Raw genomic sequence first — 18,125 nt, 5'->3', positions numbered from 1 at the left:
AACTTTTATTGTCATGGGTGAGTCACTGCTATGTACGTTTGCCTTTGCCACGGCGTAACCGACCGGGAAATTCGCGAAGCTGCCGACAACGGCATTTCTTCCATGCGCCAGCTTGGCAAAGAACTGGGTGTTGGCACCCAATGCGGGCGCTGCGCCTGTACCGCCCGTGAAATACTCCGTGAGAGCCGCTCACCGGATTACCTGGCCATGGCCAATATGCTCGCGCAGCCTGCCTGACAGGCGCGATTGTCTGGCTCTATTTTTCTCCTGTCCGATAAGGGGCTATCCTTAGGGGCTGATTCATCAGGCCATCAGGGAGCCCGACTATGAAAGGCGATAAAAAGGTCATCCAGCATTTGAACAAGGTCCTCGGCAACGAGCTGACCGCGATCAACCAGTACTTCCTCCATTCCCGCATGTACAAGGATTGGGGTATCACCAAGCTGGCGGCCAAGGAATACGAAGAATCCATCGACGAGATGAAGCACGCGGACCAGCTTATCGAGAGGATCCTGTTCCTCGAAGGTCTTCCCAATCTGCAAGATCTCAATAAACTGCTGATCGGTGAGAACGTCGAAGAGATGATCTCCTGCGATCTGAAGCTGGAAGAAATTGCCCACGCCGATCTGAAAGAAGCCATCGCCTATTGCGAAGAGATCCAGGATTACACCAGTCGGCAGCTGTTCCGAAGCATTCTGGACAGTGAGGAAGAACATATCGACTGGCTGGAAACCCAACTGGAAATGATTTCCCAGATGGGAATCCAGAATTACATCCAGCTTCAGTCATCCTCTGCGGAGTAATACGAGACAATGGACCTGTCCTGTTTTAAAGCCTACGACCTGCGTGGCCGAGTGCCGGACCAGTTGAATCCGGCCTTGGCCGAGAAAATCGGGCGCGCCTATGTGGAAATCACCGGCGCCAGAAAAGTGATCGTTGGCTACGACATCCGCCTCTCAAGCCTGGACATCGCCGAAGCCCTGAGCTCCGGCCTCATGGCAGCCGGCGCGGATGTGTTCGATATCGGCCTGTGCGGCACCGAACAGGTGTACTTTGCCACCAGTCACTACAAGATGGACGGTGGCATCATGGTAACTGCCAGCCACAACCCGAAAGACCATAACGGCATGAAAATGGTCGGCCCCGAATCCCGGCCGATCAGCTCTGACAACGGCCTGAACGACATTCGCGACAGGGTTCTGGAGCCTTTTGGCGATGCCCCTGAGCAAGGGTGTTACGAGCCCCTGGAGGTCATGAGTGCCTACATCGACCATCTGCTGGGCTACATTGACGCGGCCTCGCTCACGCCAATGACCATAGCCGTCAATGCCGGAAACGGCGGCGCCGGCCTGGTGATCGATGAACTCGAACAGCACCTGCCCTTCGAATTCGTGAAAGTACACCACGAACCCGACGGCCATTTCCCCAACGGTGTCCCCAACCCGATCCTGCCGGAAAACCGCGCAGCCACCGCTGACGCCGTTATCGCAGAAGGTGCGGCCATGGGCATCGCCTGGGACGGCGACTACGATCGCTGCTTCTTCTTCGACGAAAACGGTCGCTTCATTGAGGGCTACTACATCGTCGGCTTGCTCGCCGACCAGTTCCTGCGCAAAACCGGCGGCGGCAAAGTCATTCACGACCCACGCCTGACCTGGAACACCCTCGACCTGGTCGAAGCTGCTGGCGGCGAAGCCATCGAGAGCAAAACCGGGCACGCATTCATCAAACAGAGAATGCGTGACGAAGACGCGGTCTACGGTGGCGAAATGAGCGCCCACCACTACTTCCGTGACTTCGCCTACTGCGACAGCGGAATGATCCCCTGGCTGCTGGTCGCCGAACGCCTCTGCCAGTCCGGCCAGACCCTGTCGTCGTTGATCGACGCCCGAATCGAAGCCTATCCGGCCAGCGGCGAAATCAACCGCACCATCGATGATCCCCCCAAGGTCATCGCCGCGATTGAAGCCAAATACAGTGTTGGCGCCAAAAACGTCAGCCACGTGGACGGCGTAAGCATCGAATTCGACGACTGGCGCTTCAACCTCCGGATGTCCAACACCGAACCGGTTGTGCGTTTGAACGTGGAATCAAGGGCAGATATTCCGTTGATGGAAGAAAAGACGGAAGAATTGCTGGCTGAAATGCAGAGATTGACCGAAGAAGGCTAACCCGAAGGCGCTGGCTCTGACCATTACCAAAACAAACGGTCAGAGCCAGTCGTTCAGCATAACCCCGATACCAAACCGCTGAATCCGGTGGTTATAGTCGATCAGGCTCTCTCCATACCCGTTGTAGTACTGAAAAAAACCCTTAACCGTATCACCCACCGGAAAACTGTATCCGAACTCCACCGACGTCTTGTTGTCATCCGACCGCAGATTGTTCATCAGCCGTAATGAAAACGTCCGGTCTTCGGACAGCTTGTACACCGCGTGATAGTTTGCATGCCCCAGATAGCGCTCGATATCTGCATTGTCATCGTCGTTGTTCTCCGGAATCCGGTACCAGGGCTGAACCATAAAAAGCCACCGGTCATAGCTGTAGGCGGCTGAACCCATAATCCGGTTCCAGCTTCGGGAGCGAGGCTCCGACTGGCCGTTGGACTGATGGTTGAAGCCCAGGGTTACGCCATTGAGCCGACCCGGCCCGATATCCCAATCAGTTTGGTATCGGGCAAATATCTCAGGTTCGTAATTGGTTTCCCGGAAAGGCGCGGAATCATCCTGGTTATAAACCTGCCAGAACGACGTCTGGGTGTAGCCGAACCAGAGCGTGGTGCGGTCGTCCAGAATGCCGGTCAGCAGCGGCACCTTGAAGCTGATCTGGTACTTGACCTCTTCCCGCTCCAGTTCGTAGTCATAACCGACGGAGCCCAGCCTGGGACTGGATGGCACATAATTCGGATCTTTCACCCAGGTAACGGGCAGGATATAGGTGGGCCGATGTCCCACGAAACTGCCGGAGAAGGAGAATAAGGCTTTCTCAGCCGCCACATACCGGTCTACCAGCGCCGACATCACGCCTGCATCGGAATCGCCTTCCAGGGCACTGCCAGCAACGGCATCAAGGTCCTCGCCATTGGGTGCCAGCGGTTCAACGCTCTTCTCGGCTTGTTCTTTGGCGCTTTCAGAGGCCTGGGCCTGGCGTTCTTTCGGTTTGTAGAGGTTATCAAAGCAGGCCAGCCGCTTGATCCCGTCGTCAATCAGCGCGCATTGCTCGGGCGAGTCGATCGACGGAGCCTCATTGGTCTGCGCCATCACCGTAGAGGACACCGACAGCAAAGAGACAGCGATGAAAGCCGCCGATCGCGCCAACAGATGTGGAGGGTTCATGAGTTCAGGTCTCCTAGCTGGCAGTCAGGCTGAACCAGGTGTTGGCAATGCCATAGATCCAGACGCCGATGAGAGTGACGGCCAGAAGCGAGAAAATCACTTTATGTCGAAACCGGTTGCCGCTTTCTGCGGAGGCAACCCAACGCAGGTACATCAGCCCAATGAAGCTGAGGAAAACCCCCAGGCTGGCGAAGGCAGGGATCAGCAACCAGGCGGCACTGATCGTCTGGCCGTCACTGGTCTGACTGGAAAACCATCCCATGGAAGCAAGCAAAACGGCAAGCGCCGTGAATTCGGCAATCAGCAGTGGTTTGCGCAACGGATGAGGCGAAGTCGGTTCCGTATTGGTCATGGAAACAGGTCCTGAATGGTAAAACGTCGGCGAACACCATGGTAACCGGATTGTTCGCGAAACACCCTCAGACTTACGAAATCGCAATTAAAATGGTTGAAATCAATTTATGATTTTGCTGTTTGGTTTTTTTGCCAGGTTTCAGTCGCTATAATGCGGCGACCGAAGATTATAACGCTCAAATGCGAGGTGCATTGTGAAGATGAAGAGAGTCCTGGCTGCTGTACTGGTCGGTTTCGGCCTGACCGCGGGCGCCGTATTGGCAAGTGTCGAAGATGAAATCCGTGCACGTATCCAGCCGGTAGGCGAAGTATGCATGCAGGGTGAAGAGTGCGGCAGCGCAGCTGCTCCGACCGAGACAGCCAGTTCCGGCCCTCGCTCAGGTAGCGAAGTGTATGACGCGGTTTGCATGGCCTGTCACACCACCGGCGCTGCTGGCGCACCTGTGATTGGTGATGCCGATGCCTGGGCTCCTCGCATCGACAAGGGGTTGGACACCCTGGTCAGTCACGCCATCAATGGCTTTAATGCCATGCCGGCCAAGGGCGGTTGTGCAAGCTGTCCGGATGAAGAAATCCAGGCGGCTGTCGAGCACCTGGTGGCAGAAAGCCAGTAAGGCAATTTGAGTAAACGAAAAGCCCCCAACATTCGGGGGCTTTTTCGTATCTGGATATTCACTAAAGGCCCAAGTCCCCCAGCAGGGCGCTCAAGGTCGCCTTGCCTTTTTTCTGGTTGGCTTCCACATCCAGATCGCCGGTGCCTTCCCACTTCAGATCTTCTTCGGGCAGTTCATCAAGGAAACGGCTCGGAATGGTTTCCAGTTTTTCCCCGTACTGTTTCCGGGTAGCCGCATAGGTCAGCGTCAGTGTTTCCCGGGCGCGGGTAATGCCCACGTACATCAGTCGCCGTTCCTCCTCGATGTTGCCTTCCTCGATGCTGCTTCGGTGGGGCAGGATTTCCTCTTCAAGCCCCATGATGAACACATGGGGAAACTCCAGACCCTTGGAGGCGTGCAGGGTGAGCAGCTGAACCTTGTCGCTGTCGTCGTCCTCTTCCCGCTGCTCCATCATGTCCCGAAGGATCAGTTTGGTGATGGCATCTTCGATGCCGAGCTCATCGGCCGTGCCCTTGCCGTCATCGAGCATGCGCTGGATGGATTCCACCAGGTACCAGATGTTTTCCATCCGTCGCTCGGCCTGCTTGGGCGTGCCAGAGTGCTGGTGCAGCCACTCCTCGTACTCGATGTCCGTGAACAGCTGCTTGATGACGGGTATCGGATTCTCGCTGTGCAGCCGCTCGCAAGTGGCATCTACCCAATGGGCAAAGCGTCGTAGACGATCCAGCCCCTTCTCGGTCACGTGGGTCTCTGCGCCCATGTCACCCAGGGCCTTGAACAGGCTGACATTGCGTGAGCGCGCATAGTGGCTGAGCTGCTCCAGGGTGCGCGGACCAATTTCCCGGCGGGGCACGTTGACCACCCGCAGGAACGCGGCGTCGTCGTCGGGGTTGATCAACAACCGCAGGTAGGACATGGCGTCCTTGATCTCGTTCTTCGAGAAAAAGGACTGGCCGCCAGAGATGCGGTAAGGGATCTGGTAGGCCTGCAGCTTCATTTCCAGCAGGCGTGCCTGGTGGTTGCCCCGGTAAAGCACCGCAAAGTCCCGGAAATCGAGACCTTTTTTCAGTTTTTGATCGAGAATCTCGGTGGCCACCCGGTCGGTTTCCGCGTCCTCGTTGCGGCACCGGACTATCCGGATCTCCTCGCCAATGGTGTGATCACTCCACAGCGCCTTCTCGAAGACGTGAGGGTTGTTGGCGATCACGGTGTTGGCGCTGCGCAGGATCCGTGCGGTGGACCGGTAATTCTGCTCAAGCTTGACGATCTTCAGGCTCGGGAAGTCTTCCTTGAGCTGGGCCAGGTTTTCTGGCCGGGCACCGCGCCAGGCGTAGATCGACTGGTCGTCGTCGCCAACCACCGTAAACGCGGCCCGCTCGGCCACCAGAAGTTTGACCATTTCGTACTGGCACACGTTGGTGTCCTGGTATTCATCCACCAGCATGTAGCGGATCTTCCGACGCCATTTGGCGAGCACGTCGGGGTGCGAGCGGAACAGCATCACCGGCAGCAGGATCAGATCGTCGAAATCCACTGCGTTGTAGGCTTTCAGGTATTCGTTGTATTTCTTGTAGATGATGGCAATGCGCTGTTCGCGCTCATCCACCGCCTTGCTCAGGGCCTCGGCCGGCCCCCGCATGGCGTTTTTCCAGGATGAAATCGTCATCTGGATATCGTTGAGTTCGTCCCCGGCCTCGGCGCTGGCTTCCTGGAGCATCAGATCCTGTAGGAGGGCCTTGGCATCCTCGGCATCGAAGATGGAAAAGCCGGGATGGTAGCCGAGATGCGTGTGCTCTTCCCGGATCATATTGAGGCCAAGGTTGTGGAAAGTGGATACAATCAGGCCCCGGGTGAGCTTACGGTCAACGATCCGGCCAACCCGCTCCTTCATTTCCCGGGCAGCCTTGTTGGTAAAGGTGACTGCGGCAATATGACGCCCCGGGATTCCCAACTGCTCGATCAGGTAGGCAATCTTTCGGGTGATCACGCTGGTCTTGCCGCTGCCGGCACCGGCGAGCACCAGCATCGGGCCATCGGCATAGCGGACTGCTTCGCTTTGTCTGGGGTTGAGCTTGTTCACAAATAAATGGCCAGAATGGAACGAAATGGGGATAACGGGCGTGGGCTTATTCTACACCAGACCGACTTGCTGTACCTTGAGGATCTATCGACTATGATTAATAGAATGGACTCGGTTGTTCACGCATAAATGGATCCTGCTTGATGACACTGCCACTGGAAACCATGAGGCCCGGACAGTTGCGCCTGTTGGTTCTGACACCAGATTACGCTGATTTTCTCTGGCTGAATGCTCTTCTGGCGGGCGACGTCGAAATAAGTGCGGACGCTACCTGGTGCCCGGATCTGGTGGACTGTGATGATCTGATCCGCAACGCCAGTTTTGACCTTATCGTATGGGATTGCGTGTTCCACGGCGGATCTGAAGCCGCCTTCCTGCAGTATCTCGCTGTCGCCAGCAATGAAAAGCCGGTGCTGGCCCTGAGTGCCGAGCCTCCCGGGGTGCGGGCACCGGAATTGCTGGCTGCCGGCGCCGCTGATTACCTTTGTCGCCAGAATCTGGATCACTGGAATTTCCGGCGGGCCGTGAAATGCCTCTGGTACCGGGATCAGTTGTCCGAATCTGCCCATGGTCAACTGGGTCGTGAAGTCGCTACCGGCTTTATTAACCGGGACCTGTTTTTCGATCGTCTTCAGCAAGCGATCTTGCGGGCCGAGCGCGCAGGCCACCGGCTGGCATTATTGCACCTCAATATTGATGACTTCCGCAGCATTAACGAGTCTTTCGGCTATCAGAAAAGCGACCAGTTGATGATGAAACTGGCGGAGCGGCTTCGGCATTCCCTCCGGCGGGTGGATTCGCTGATGCGAATCGGCGGTGACGAGCTGGCCATAATTGTCGAGAAGGTCGAAGACTCCCTGGATATCACCCAGATTATCCGCAAAGTGGTCAACGCCCTTGATGAGCCGGTTACCATAGATGGCCAGACCGTAGTGGTCAGTGCCAGCCTTGGCGTTGCAACCTACCCGGAAGCCGGCGACAGCGCCGAAAATCTGTTGCGCCGGGCCAACCGTGCCATGTTCGAAGCCAAGCGTGACCCGGGCACCAGCTACCGCTTCTACGACCGCCAGTTGCACATTTCCGCCGGTTACCAGCTTCGGCTGGAGGCGGATCTTCGCAACGCCCTGCGGGGCAAGGAGCTGGAGCTTTACTACCAGCCCAGGATTGATCTGGCCACCGAGGAAGTTCGGGGCGTGGAATGCCTGCTGCGCTGGAATCATCCGGAGCGTGGGCTGGTGGGGCCGGACGAATTCATTCCGGTGGCCGAGCGCAGCGGGCTGATCGTGCCCATTGGTTATTGGGTCATCGAGCAGGCCTGCAAACGCCTGCAGGAGTCCGCCGAACTTGGCTTCCCTGGCCTGGTGTTCGCTGTCAATCTGTCGTTCCGGCAGTTTCACGACCGCAAGATGACCGAAACCATTTTCCGCATCATCTTCAACGCCAATGTGGACACCAGCCTGCTGGAGCTGGAACTGACCGAGAGCGCCATGATGCACGACCCGGAGTATGCCCAGCGCTGCCTGCGTGAACTGAACCAGTTGGGTATCAGCTTCGCCCTTGATGACTTCGGAACCGGCTTTTCCTCCCTGAGCAATCTTCAGCATCTGCCCATCTCGCTGGTGAAAATCGACAAGTCGTTCGTGCAGGAGCTGGGCAATTCGGCAGACGCTGAACACATCATCCGCGCCATCATCAGCCTGGCCCACAGCCTGCAGATCAGCGTGGTTGCCGAAGGCGTGGAAACTGAGGGACAACTGGAGTTTCTGCGCCAGCAGCATTGCGATGAAATTCAGGGCTACTACTACGCCCGGCCCATGCCCTGGGCGGATCTTGTGCAATTCCTGAACAAGCGAGGTCAGGCCGCTTGCCTGCAGCAGTAAGCCGCTGTACCTTTGCTGCTTTATTGGCAAAGCATCAGACAGAGGTTGCATGAACAGTATCTCCAGGCGTATCGCCGAGGAACTCGGTGTCCGCGAGCAACAGGTTAATGCCACCGTCGAACTGCTCGACGAGGGCGCGACCGTTCCGTTTATCGCCCGCTACCGGAAAGAGATCACGGGCTCACTGGATGACAACCAGCTGAGGAACCTGGAAGAACGTCTGCGCTATTTGCGGGAACTGGAAGACCGTCGTGCCACCATCCTCAAGAGCATCGAGGAGCAGGGCAAGCTGACCGACGAGCTCAGGGCCAGCATTAACGAAGCGGATGCCAAGAACCGTCTGGAAGATCTTTACCTGCCCTACAAGCCCAAGCGCCGGACCAAAGCCCAGATTGCCCGAGAAGCGGGTCTGGAGCCGCTGGCTGACGCTCTCTACGATGATCCGACCCTGGATCCTGAAACCACTGCCCAGGGCTACCTGAACAAAGAAGCCGGGGTGGAGGATACCAAGGCTGCGCTGGATGGCGCCCGGTACATACTGATGGAGCGCTTTGCCGAGGATGCCGAGCTGCTGGGCAGTCTGCGGGACTTCATCTGGCAGGAAGGCCAGCTGAAAGTCACCGTGGTGGAAGGCAAGGAAAACGAAGGCGCCAAATTCCGGGATTATTTCGACCACGTCGAGCCCCTGAAAAAGGTCCCTTCCCACCGCGCCCTGGCCATCCTCCGGGGCCGGAACGAGGGCATTCTTGGTTACACCATCGTGGTCGGCGATGCCGATGACGACCGTCGCGCGCCGCACCCGGCCGAGCAGCGCATTGCCGCTCGCTGGAATATCCGGGACAACGGCCGCGCCGCCGACAAATGGCTCTCGGAAGTGGTGCGCTGGACCTGGCGGGTGAAGCTGTCCACCCAGATCGAAACCGACCTGATGGCGCAGGTCCGAGAAGCGGCGGAAACCGAGGCCATCAACGTGTTTGCCGCCAACCTCAAGGATCTGCTGCTATTGGCGCCGGCCGGTCCACGCCCGACCCTGGGCCTGGACCCGGGACTACGCACCGGGGTGAAAGTGGCGGTCATCGATGGTACTGGTCAGGTGGCCGGCCATGGTGCCATATTCCCCCATGCGCCCCAGAACCAGTGGGATCGCTCCATCGAGCAGCTGGCAGCCTGGTGCCGGGAATACAAAATCGAGCTCGTCGCCATCGGCAACGGCACCGCCTCCCGGGAGACCGAGAAGCTGGTCGCCGACCTCAGCAAGCGTTACCCCGAACTGAAACTGGCCCGGATCGTGGTCAGCGAGTCAGGCGCGTCGGTCTATTCCGCGTCCGAGTTTGCCTCCAAAGAATTGCCAGATCTGGATGTCACCATCCGTGGTGCGGTATCCATTGCTCGCCGGCTGCAGGATCCTCTGGCGGAGCTGGTAAAGATTGAGCCGAAATCCATCGGGGTAGGGCAGTACCAGCACGACGTCTCCCAGGTGCAGCTGTCCCGCAGCCTCGATGCCGTGGTGGAGGACTGTGTAAACGGCGTGGGTGTGGATCTGAACACGGCTTCGGCGCCATTGCTGGCCAGGGTCTCCGGTCTGAACCAGACCATCGCCCAGAACATCATCGAGTTCCGCAACCAGAATGGCATGTTCCGTAACCGGAAACAGCTGCTCAAGGTCACCCGGCTGGGCGACCGCACGTTTGAGCAGGCGGCGGGCTTTCTGCGTATTGCCGGCGGAGAGAATCCCCTGGACCGGTCCTCCGTGCACCCTGAAGCCTATGGCGTGGTCGAGGCCATCGCCCGGAAAAATAATCGCGAAGTGGGCGATATCATCGGCGATTCCTCGTTCCTGCGTGGTCTGAATCCCCAGGATTACGTAACAGAACAGTTCGGTTTGCCGACTATCAAGGACATCATCTCGGAACTGGAGAAACCGGGGCGGGATCCGCGACCGGAATTCAGGTTCGCAAGTTTTGAGGAAGGGGTCGAAACCCTGAGCGATCTCAAACCCGGCATGGTGCTGGAAGGCTCGGTGACCAACGTGACCAACTTTGGCGCGTTTGTGGATATTGGTGTGCATCAGGATGGCCTGGTGCACATTTCCGCGCTGTCCCACACCTTCGTCAAGGATCCCCGTGAGGTGGTCAAGGCCGGGGATATCGTCAAGGTCAAGGTGATGGATGTGGATATCCCGCGCAAGCGAATTGCTTTGACCATGCGTATGGATGACCAGCCCGGCGAGAAAAACGAGGGCAAGCCGATGGCCGCCAGTCGCACCGGGGCCAGCCGCAAGGGCGGTAACCGGAATGCCGGCAGTGGCGGTTCCGGCCAGAAATCCCCGCAGGGCGCCATGGCTGGCGCGCTGGCCCAGGCACTTGCCTCGGCGCGCAAGGACAGCTGACGGGTATACAATCTTTTCATCGGCCGGTTGTGCGAAAGAGCAAACCGGCCGCAGCAGGAGTCGACCATGGCTGAATCCCGCCATTCCGTATTTCGTCAGTTCGCTGCCAGCGACTGGGATGGTTTTCTCAAGGGTGTCGAAAAAGAAGGACTCAGGGTGGATCGCAACGGCTTCATCGCCCAGACCCCACATCCCGAAGCCCTGGGTTCGGCACTGACCCACCCCAGGATCACCACCGACTATTCAGAGGCCCTGCTGGAGCTGATCACGCCGGTGTTCAACAGCACCGGGGGCATGCTGAAATCCCTGCGGGATATTCACACCTACGTGCAGCAGAACCTTGGCGACGAAGTCTTCTGGGCGGCAAGCATGCCCTGTGAACTGGATGGCGATCCGAGTATTCCCATCGCGGAGTACGGCAGTTCCAACATCGGCCAGCTCAAGCACGTTTACCGGCAGGGTCTGGCGGTGCGTTACGGGCGTATGATGCAGAGCATCGCCGGGGCCCACTACAACCTGTCGCTACCGGATAGCTTCTGGCAGAAGTGGCAGGAATTGCTCGGAAATGAGCAAAGCCTGAAAGACTTCAAATCGGACCAGTATTTCTGGCTGATTCGGAATTTCCGTCGCCGTAGCTGGCTGCTGATGTTGCTGTTCGGCGCCTCACCGGCACTGGATGCCAGCTTTGTCGCCGGTGTCAGCCACGACCTCAACCAGTTTGACGAACGCACCTGGTACGGTGAGCACGCCACCTCCCTGCGGATGGGGGATCTGGGTTACCACAACAATGCCCAGGCCTCCCTGAATATCTGTTTCAATGAACTCAGCACCTACACCCAGACTCTGGATCGGGCTATCCACACCACCTGGCCGGCCTATGAGGAAATCGGCACCCGCCGGGGCGACCAGTTCATCCAGATCAATACCAGCGTCCTGCAGATTGAAAATGAGTATTACAGCGCCGTGCGCCCCAAACGCACCACGCAGCGGGAAGAAAAACCCATCCAGGCGCTCGAGGCCCGGGGTGTGGAATACATCGAGGTGCGGTGTCTGGATCTTGATCCCTTCTCACCGGTCGGTGTGAACGAGGCCCAGATCGATTTCCTGGACCTGTTCCTCCTGGATTGCCTGCTGTCTGACTCGCCCCGTATTGGCGATGAAGAATGCGAGCGTCTCGATGACAACTACAAGGATGTGGTGTCCAACGGGCGTTACCGTGAATTGAAGCTATGCCGTGCCGGGGAGCGCACCCCGGTTTCAGAGGCCGCGACCGATATCCTGGCGCAACTGGAACCGCTCGCCGAGTTGCTGGACAGCTGGCAGGGGGATGATACCTACCGTCGCGCCCTGGCTGCCCAGCGCGAGACTTTGAGCGGTGAATGGACGGTGCCGTCTGCCCGGGTTCTGGACGCCATGCGCTCCTCAGGCATGGGGCATCGGGAGTGGGGCATGGAAATGGCGCAGCAGCACCAGCAAACCCTCAGGCAGGAAGGCCTCGATGCCAGTGTGCGCCAGGCGTTTGATGCCATGACGGCAGATTCCCTGGCCGAGCAGGCGCAGATGGAACGTGCCGATACCCTGCCGTTCAGCGAGTTTCTGGAACAGTACCTGCGGTCCTGAAGGGGAAGTTGGGCCGCTGTCGCAAAAGTCTGCGGACCTGACGCACAGAAACCGAACAAAGATTTGTCTCCCTCCGGTCCGGCTGTTAATTTTTGTAACATCAGGATCGGGAGAGACGGCTATGGCAAGGGATATCAAACTCGGCTGGGATGTGGAAGCGCTCAACAAGGCTTACCGTCAGGGCTACATGGCTGCCGACATGGGTATGGATAAAGCCCGCTGCCCCTATCGGGGTGAGGTTGTCATTGCTGCCTGGGAAGCCGGTTGGGACGATGCCGATCAGGTAGCCCGGGATGACCGGGACCAGGCAGACGATCTGTTCTCACGGATCGCCTGATTCCTTGGCCGGGTCCAGCCTTATTTCTGCACCACGAATTCTGTAAACAGCACGCCGGCAATGCTCTCGCCGGTCTGTTGTTCCTCCAGTACCGCATTTATTCTCTGTTTGGCTTCCTCACGCAACGCCTCCTGCCCTTCCATTGAGGTGAGGCGTTCGGTGTCGGTTTGCTCGCCAAACAGCATCACCAGCTCGTGCCGGAGGCGTGGCATGTGAGCATCCACTGCGGGACGGACGCTGGCGCTATTGGCCCGCAGGCTCACCGCGGCTTTCAGATAGGTTGGCTTGTTGCCAGGCGTGCCCACGTGGGTCACGAAAGCCGGATCCATACTGATGTAGTCGGTAACGCCGCTTTCTTCCTCAGCCACTTCCTCTTCGGTATTTTCCTCATCCTGGGAAATGGCGGGTAAGGGCGTCATTGCAAACAACAGAAACAGAAGCGTCAGAACGGATTTTGGCTGGCGTGTCATAGGCTTGAAGTTGATCGTGGTTTAGGGTTAAGTGACGAGAATAGCAGGCCCCGTGGCCGCTTGCAGTTTCAATTCACGATTCGAGGTGTTCTTTTGACCAGCAGATGGGTTTTCGGGCTTATTTTCCTTGTATGTGCTGCGCTTCTGGGTGTGGCGTTTTATATGGAGCATGTGATGGGGCTGGAGCCCTGCCCGCTTTGCTGGTTACAGCGTTTTGGCTTCATGGGGGCCGGTCTTGTGAGTTTCCTGGCTTTCCTCCAGGGCCCCACCGGGTTCGGCGTTCGCATCTATGGTTTCCTTCTGGTGCTGACCGCCGGAGCAGGGCTGGGCGTTGCCGGGCGGCAACTGTGGCTGCAGAGTCTGCCGGCAGACCAGGTGCCTGCGTGTGGCCCGTCGGTTGACTACATGCTCGATGTCCTGCCCTGGTTTGAAGTGCTATCCACCGCTCTCAAAGGCACCGGAGACTGCGCCGAAGTGGTGTGGCGGTTCCTGGGTTTGAGTATCCCCGGCTGGACCGCTGTGTTTTTCTCGCTGCTGGTTATCAGCGGTCTGATTTTGATGTTTCGCCGGCAAAAACCTCGGGAATGGATTCGGAGCTGAAACGGTTGCGGGGGACCGCAGCCATGGGGTAACTTGATCCAAACCTAATAAAAATCAAAACCGAAACAGAAGTACCGAAGACAAGCGGAGAACAGGCGTCATGTTGGAAAATTGCCGAAATGCCAGGGAGCGCTGGGGTGGCGTCAGCGAGCTGATTGATCGCTGGCTCAAGGAGCGTCAGGAGCTGCTGGTGCATTACTGCGACCTGTCCGGGGAGAGTGACTTCTCGCAGACGGAAGCGCTGAGAGAAAAGTTTGTGCGCCTGTGTGAAGTGCTGGTGGACTACGTATCTACCGGCCATTTCGAGATTTACGAGCAACTGGTCCGCGAAGCCAGGGAATTCAACGATGGCGGCCTCGAGCTGGCAGCCAAGGTTTACCCCCGGATTGAGCAGACCACCGAGGTCGCCCTTAACTTCAACGACCGACTGGATGGCCGGGAATTGTCGGAAGAGGATGTCAAAGAGCTGTTTGGCGAGTTGTCGAAGCTGGGTGAAACTCTGGAGACCCGTTTCGAGATGGAGGATTTCCTGATCGAGCACCTTCACAATGCCCACGCCGGCAAAGTGGCCTCTGCCTGAGAGCCGCCTGAATTAAAAAAGCCCCAGCCGGTAACGCCGTCTGGGGCTTTTTTGTGGCAGCGCCGGAACTGGCCGCTGCCTGCCTGGGACTTACTCTCCGGAGCCGGGATTGATTTCGAGCAGCTCGACATCAAACACGAGAGTTTCGTTCGGTCCAATCGCCCGGTTACCCCCAGGGCCGTAAGCAAGGTCGGAAGGAATATAGAGCTTGTAGCGGGCACCTTCACTCATCAGCTGAAGGCCTTCGGTCCAGCCGGGAATAACCTGGTTCAGGGCGAAGGTTACTGGCTCGCCGCGCTCGCGGGAGCTGTCAAACACCTCACCGGACAGCAGTTCACCGGTGTAGTGCACCTGAACGGTGTCAGTTGCTGCCGGCTTTTCGCCGTCACCCTGCTCAAGTACTTCATACTGAAGGCCGGACTCGGTGGTTTCCACACCTTCACGCTCGGCATTCTCTGCCAGGAAGGCCTCGCCGGCATCCAGGTTTTTCTGGGCCAGCTCTTCCATCTGCTTGCCCTGCTCTTCCTGCATTTGCTGCTGGTAGGTCATCAGGGCCTGTTGGATTTCCTCGCGGCTCATGCGCTTGGCTTCATCATCGCCAGCGTGGCCGTGCTGGATGCCCTGGAGGAACTGGTCCATCTGCAGGTTCGGCAGGTCGTTACCCATGCGCTCACCCAGAACCAGGCCCATGCCATAACTGACCTTCTGGTCGGTGGATTCCAGTTTTGGTTGTTCCGGGGCTTCGGGCGGAGTGGAACAGCCGGCAACAAGGCCGGTCACTGCCAGTGCAAGGAGCGTTTTCTTCATTGCATTATCCTTTAACGTCGGTGCTCGGGGCGTGGCCCCGCGTTGTGTTTGTCAGAACGCAGAAGGTAACGGGTTCCGGCGTCAGATGCCACTGAACATGTGTTAAGAAAACGGACGTGTCAGCTCAGCTGCCGTTGGTGCCGGCGGCGGATGGCCCCAGAGAGAAAGGGGCGTTATAGGGGGATCGCCAATCGGTTTCCGGCTCCTGGGGCTGAAGGCGTGGAAAGGCCTTGTCCCGCCGTTCGATGGCAAGGGTGTTCCAGCGGCCCTGTTCCGGAGGTTGGTCAGCATAGTGCCAGTTGCCGTCGGTATCCTGCCATTTAAACACGATCTCGGGGCCTTCGGTGGGAATCGGCGATGGCACCAGGCCTTCGAAAGCGGGGATTTCCGGTTGTTCCTCTTCTGCCACTGGTTCGGATACCTGCTCCGGATCGTTAAGGCCGAAGAAGATGAGCAATAACAGCAATCCGAGAGCTGGAAATGAGAGCCGTATTAGCCATTTCATCATCATGGCTGGAGGTCTCCCTTGGGAAAGTGGGCCAGGGTTTCGGCCAGTGTATTCAGCAGGGGCCTGGCACTGTCATCAACGAATGATGTCGGTGCGGCCGCAACCAGATTGGTGATGATCAGTGCGTCGCGTCCCTGCATGTCAGTGTTTTCCGGGTTGTTGATCATTAGCGTTCGCCAGCTCAGGGCCAGTTCGATCTGTTCGGCTTCAAGCTCCAGGCCAGCAATGCCGGTACGGAGCTTATGACAGGTGTCGGCGTTGCCGGGTAGCGATTTTCTCGCACTGCGCAGCGCAACGGTTACACGGTTGCGCCACTCTGTTACCGTAGCGTCCTCGACCCCGGCGAAGACCCTGCCAGAGAGTGCAAGCCAGGCCGCACTGAGAATCCGCGTCACGCTCCAGCCCTGATTCTGAAGCGCCAGGCAGCTGTTCTGAACGTCCGGATGTTTCCAGAACGCCAATGCAAAACGCCAGAGCGGGTTCTCCGGTTCCACATCTGCCGGCAATTCCAGCGGCGGTGTCGAGAAATCCGGGATGGTAGCCGAGCCGACCGACATAGGCGCTGTGCCTTCCCTGAACACTTTACGTTGATAAAATGAAAACATGTTAACGATAACCGATCTCAGTTTACAACGGGGCGGCGTCTGGTTGCTAGAATCCGTCAACCTTACTGTGCAGCCTGGTCAGCGTGTCGCCATCGTCGGTGCCAATGGTGCCGGCAAATCCAGTCTTTTCCAGCTCTTGCTGGGCCAGTTGGCGCCGGAGCAGGGAGCGGTCTCCCTGCCCGGTGGTTGCCGCATTGCCCACATGGCGCAGGAAGTTGAGGCTACCGACCGCTGTGCCCGGGATTTTGTGCTTGATGGCGATCTGGATCTGCGCCGACTTGAGGCTGAGCTTGCCACCGCGGAAGCAGCTGGTGATGACCATGCCATTGCTCGCATACACGGTGAGCTGGATGTGCACGAGGCCTGGTCTGCAGCCCGCAGGGCCGAAGCGCTGCTGCGAGGGCTGGGGTTCACTGACGAAGATGCCGACCGACCGGTGTCGGCGTTTTCCGGTGGCTGGCGGATCCGGCTGAACCTGGCCCAGGCCCTGATGCGTCCTTCCGATTTGTTGCTTCTGGATGAGCCAACCAACCACCTGGATCTGGATGCCTGCCTGTGGCTCGAGAACTGGCTGCGCCGCTACCCGGGGACCCTGCTGTTTATTTCGCACGACCGGGACTTCATGGATCGGGTCGCCACCCACGTGGTGCATTTCGACCGGCGAAACCTGGAGTTGTATACGGGTAATTACTCAGCCTTTGAGGGGCAGCGTAGTGAACGTCTGGCCCAGCAACAGGCCGGTTTCGAGCGCCAGCAGGCCAGGATCGCCGAAATCCAGCGCTTCATTGACCGGTTCAAGGCCAAGGCTACCAAAGCCCGTCAGGCCCAGAGTCGGGTCAAGGCGCTGGAGCGGATGGAGCGCATTGCCCCGGCCCATATCGATTCACCCTTCAGTTTCGAGTTTCCAGTGGCTGAAAAGGTCTCCAATCCGCTGTTGTCGATACGCAATGGCAAGGCTGGTCACGGCGATACCACGATCCTCGATGGCATCAACCTGACCTTGCTGCCCGGCAGTCGGATTGGCCTGCTTGGCCCCAATGGCGCCGGCAAGTCCACGCTGATGGATGCGCTTCGGGGTGAGGGCACCTTGTTGTCCGGGGATCGAACCTGTGGCGAGCATCTGGCCATCGGTTATTTTGCCCAACATCAGTTGGAGTCGTTGGACCTGGATGCCAGCCCGTTCCTGCATCTGCAGCGGTTGTCACCCAAAGCCTCAGAACAGAGCATCCGGAACTTCCTTGGTGGTTTTGACTTTCATGGCGATGAGGCCCTGAGTGTTATACGGTCATTCTCCGGCGGTGAAAAGGCCCGAGTGGCGCTGGCTGTGATCGCCTGGCAGAAACCGAATCTGCTCCTGCTGGACGAGCCGACCAACCATCTGGATCTGGAAATGCGGCAGGCCCTGACCATGGCACTGCAGAACTTCGAAGGCGCCATTGTGGTGGTCTCTCACGACCGGCATCTGCTGAGAAACACCGTCGACGAATTCTGGCTGGTCAATGACGGCCGTGTGACGGAATACCAGGGTGATCTGGAAGATTACGAACGCTGGCTGGCGGACCGTCGGAAAGACGACACGGAAGCACCGAAACGAATGCCAGCCGGACAGCAGGATGCCGAAGAAACTACCGAAGCGGTGGGTGAGAGTGCTGAGGATCGGAAGGCCCGCAAGCGGGCGGAGGCGGCCCTGCGCCAGAAACTCAGTCCCTATCGCAAGAAGCAGGCTGGGCTGGAAAAGGAAATGGAGCAGCTCCAGCAGAAGCTGTCAGCTCTTGAGGAGCAATTGTCCGATCCGGGTCTTTATGACGACGGTGGCAAGGCGCGTCTGAAAGACCTGCTGGGCGAGCAGGCCACGGCAACCGCCCGCCTCGAAGAGGTGGAGGCACAGTGGCTCGAAGTCAGCGAAGAGGTGGAATCCCTGGAGGCAGAGCTGGCCGGCTGACTGT

At 58.3% G+C, this 18,125-nt stretch carries 18 protein-coding genes; 11 read left to right on the top strand and 7 right to left on the bottom strand.

All coding sequences use genetic code 11. The features are described 5' to 3' along the window. Positions 1-30: 30 nt before the first annotated feature. The 3 genes from KEHDKFFH_RS10800 to KEHDKFFH_RS10790 all read left to right on the top strand — a co-directional run bounded on the left by KEHDKFFH_RS10800 (position 31) and on the right by KEHDKFFH_RS10790 (position 2,171). Positions 31-237, top strand: a complete 207-nt coding sequence (locus KEHDKFFH_RS10800) for a bacterioferritin-associated ferredoxin (protein ID WP_064228473.1) — start codon at positions 31-33, stop codon at positions 235-237. 89 nt (positions 238-326) lie between these two features. Beyond that, entirely contained in the window at positions 327-803 is a 477-nt protein-coding gene (bfr, locus tag KEHDKFFH_RS10795) for a bacterioferritin (RefSeq protein WP_064228472.1), read from the top strand. A gap of 9 nt (positions 804-812) precedes the next feature. Further along, the gene (locus tag KEHDKFFH_RS10790; protein WP_104321932.1) at positions 813-2,171 is read left to right on the top strand and encodes a phosphohexomutase domain-containing protein; all 1,359 of its coding nucleotides are present in this window, start codon (positions 813-815) and stop codon (positions 2,169-2,171) included. A 39-nt stretch (positions 2,172-2,210) separates the two neighbouring features. On the opposite strand, the gene KEHDKFFH_RS10785 is transcribed toward KEHDKFFH_RS10790, so the two are convergent. Together KEHDKFFH_RS10785 and KEHDKFFH_RS10780 are read right to left on the bottom strand one after the other, a co-directional pair. After that, positions 2,211-3,335 (bottom strand): phospholipase A, encoded by a 1,125-nt coding sequence (locus KEHDKFFH_RS10785; RefSeq protein WP_104321931.1) that lies wholly within the window; start codon positions 3,333-3,335, stop codon positions 2,211-2,213. Positions 3,336-3,348: 13 nt separating this feature from the next. Then, positions 3,349-3,687: a hypothetical protein gene (locus KEHDKFFH_RS10780; RefSeq protein ID WP_104321930.1), complete on the bottom strand. Its 339-nt coding sequence runs from the start codon at positions 3,685-3,687 to the stop codon at positions 3,349-3,351. A gap of 202 nt (positions 3,688-3,889) precedes the next feature. Between KEHDKFFH_RS10780 and KEHDKFFH_RS10775 the strand changes: the two genes are divergently transcribed. Beyond that, positions 3,890-4,303: a c-type cytochrome gene (locus tag KEHDKFFH_RS10775; protein ID WP_104321929.1), complete on the top strand. Its 414-nt coding sequence runs from the start codon at positions 3,890-3,892 to the stop codon at positions 4,301-4,303. 61 nt (positions 4,304-4,364) lie between these two features. On the opposite strand, the gene rep is transcribed toward KEHDKFFH_RS10775, so the two are convergent. Then, a complete protein-coding gene (gene rep / locus KEHDKFFH_RS10770; RefSeq protein ID WP_104321928.1) occupies positions 4,365-6,383 on the bottom strand; it encodes a DNA helicase Rep in 2,019 nt (672 codons plus the stop codon). 143 nt (positions 6,384-6,526) lie between these two features. Between rep and KEHDKFFH_RS10765 the strand changes: the two genes are divergently transcribed. From KEHDKFFH_RS10765 to rmf, 4 genes are all read left to right on the top strand, one after another. Then, the gene (locus tag KEHDKFFH_RS10765) at positions 6,527-8,263 is read left to right on the top strand and encodes a putative bifunctional diguanylate cyclase/phosphodiesterase (protein WP_104321927.1); all 1,737 of its coding nucleotides are present in this window, start codon (positions 6,527-6,529) and stop codon (positions 8,261-8,263) included. A 49-nt stretch (positions 8,264-8,312) separates the two neighbouring features. Then, on the top strand, positions 8,313-10,652 hold the full coding sequence (locus tag KEHDKFFH_RS10760) for a Tex family protein (protein ID WP_104321926.1): 2,340 nt from the start codon (positions 8,313-8,315) through the stop codon (positions 10,650-10,652). 66 nt (positions 10,653-10,718) lie between these two features. Beyond that, positions 10,719-12,272, top strand: coding sequence for a glutamate--cysteine ligase (gene gshA, locus KEHDKFFH_RS10755; RefSeq protein WP_104321925.1), 1,554 nt, complete (start codon positions 10,719-10,721; stop codon positions 12,270-12,272). 121 nt (positions 12,273-12,393) lie between these two features. After that, on the top strand, positions 12,394-12,609 hold the full coding sequence (rmf, locus tag KEHDKFFH_RS10750; protein ID WP_104321924.1) for a ribosome modulation factor: 216 nt from the start codon (positions 12,394-12,396) through the stop codon (positions 12,607-12,609). Positions 12,610-12,629: 20 nt separating this feature from the next. Here the strand turns inward: rmf and KEHDKFFH_RS10745 are convergent, their stop codons facing one another. Beyond that, entirely contained in the window at positions 12,630-13,079 is a 450-nt protein-coding gene (locus KEHDKFFH_RS10745; RefSeq protein WP_104321923.1) for a flagellar basal body-associated FliL family protein, read from the bottom strand. Positions 13,080-13,172: 93 nt separating this feature from the next. On the opposite strand from KEHDKFFH_RS10745, the gene KEHDKFFH_RS10740 reads away from it, so the two are divergent. Together KEHDKFFH_RS10740 and rsd are read left to right on the top strand one after the other, a co-directional pair. After that, on the top strand, positions 13,173-13,679 hold the full coding sequence (locus tag KEHDKFFH_RS10740) for a disulfide bond formation protein B (RefSeq protein ID WP_192875776.1): 507 nt from the start codon (positions 13,173-13,175) through the stop codon (positions 13,677-13,679). Between the two features lie 100 nt (positions 13,680-13,779). Beyond that, positions 13,780-14,259 carry a sigma D regulator gene (rsd, locus tag KEHDKFFH_RS10735; RefSeq protein WP_104321921.1) on the top strand — a complete coding sequence of 160 codons (480 nt, stop codon included), beginning with the start codon at positions 13,780-13,782 and terminating at the stop codon, positions 14,257-14,259. Between the two features lie 90 nt (positions 14,260-14,349). Here the strand turns inward: rsd and KEHDKFFH_RS10730 are convergent, their stop codons facing one another. From KEHDKFFH_RS10730 to KEHDKFFH_RS10720, 3 genes are all read right to left on the bottom strand, one after another. Beyond that, positions 14,350-15,066, bottom strand: coding sequence for a BamJ family beta-barrel-assembly machinery protein (locus tag KEHDKFFH_RS10730; protein ID WP_104321920.1), 717 nt, complete (start codon positions 15,064-15,066; stop codon positions 14,350-14,352). 124 nt (positions 15,067-15,190) lie between these two features. Beyond that, positions 15,191-15,577: a DUF4124 domain-containing protein gene (locus KEHDKFFH_RS10725; RefSeq protein ID WP_064228457.1), complete on the bottom strand. Its 387-nt coding sequence runs from the start codon at positions 15,575-15,577 to the stop codon at positions 15,191-15,193. Beyond that, positions 15,574-16,131 carry a TIGR02444 family protein gene (locus tag KEHDKFFH_RS10720; protein WP_104321919.1) on the bottom strand — a complete coding sequence of 186 codons (558 nt, stop codon included), beginning with the start codon at positions 16,129-16,131 and terminating at the stop codon, positions 15,574-15,576. The genes KEHDKFFH_RS10725 and KEHDKFFH_RS10720 overlap by 4 nt, the downstream gene beginning before the upstream one ends. Positions 16,132-16,177: 46 nt before the next feature. Between KEHDKFFH_RS10720 and KEHDKFFH_RS10715 the strand changes: the two genes are divergently transcribed. Then, on the top strand, positions 16,178-18,121 hold the full coding sequence (locus KEHDKFFH_RS10715; protein ID WP_104321918.1) for an ATP-binding cassette domain-containing protein: 1,944 nt from the start codon (positions 16,178-16,180) through the stop codon (positions 18,119-18,121). The last annotated feature ends 4 nt before the right edge of the window (positions 18,122-18,125 follow it).

Source organism: Marinobacter maroccanus (genome assembly GCF_002933275.1).
GTDB classification, from domain to species: Bacteria; Pseudomonadota; Gammaproteobacteria; order Pseudomonadales; family Oleiphilaceae; genus Marinobacter; species Marinobacter maroccanus.
The sequence above is the reverse complement of the archived record's forward strand: the minus strand, read 5'-3'. Positions and strand labels throughout refer to the sequence as shown.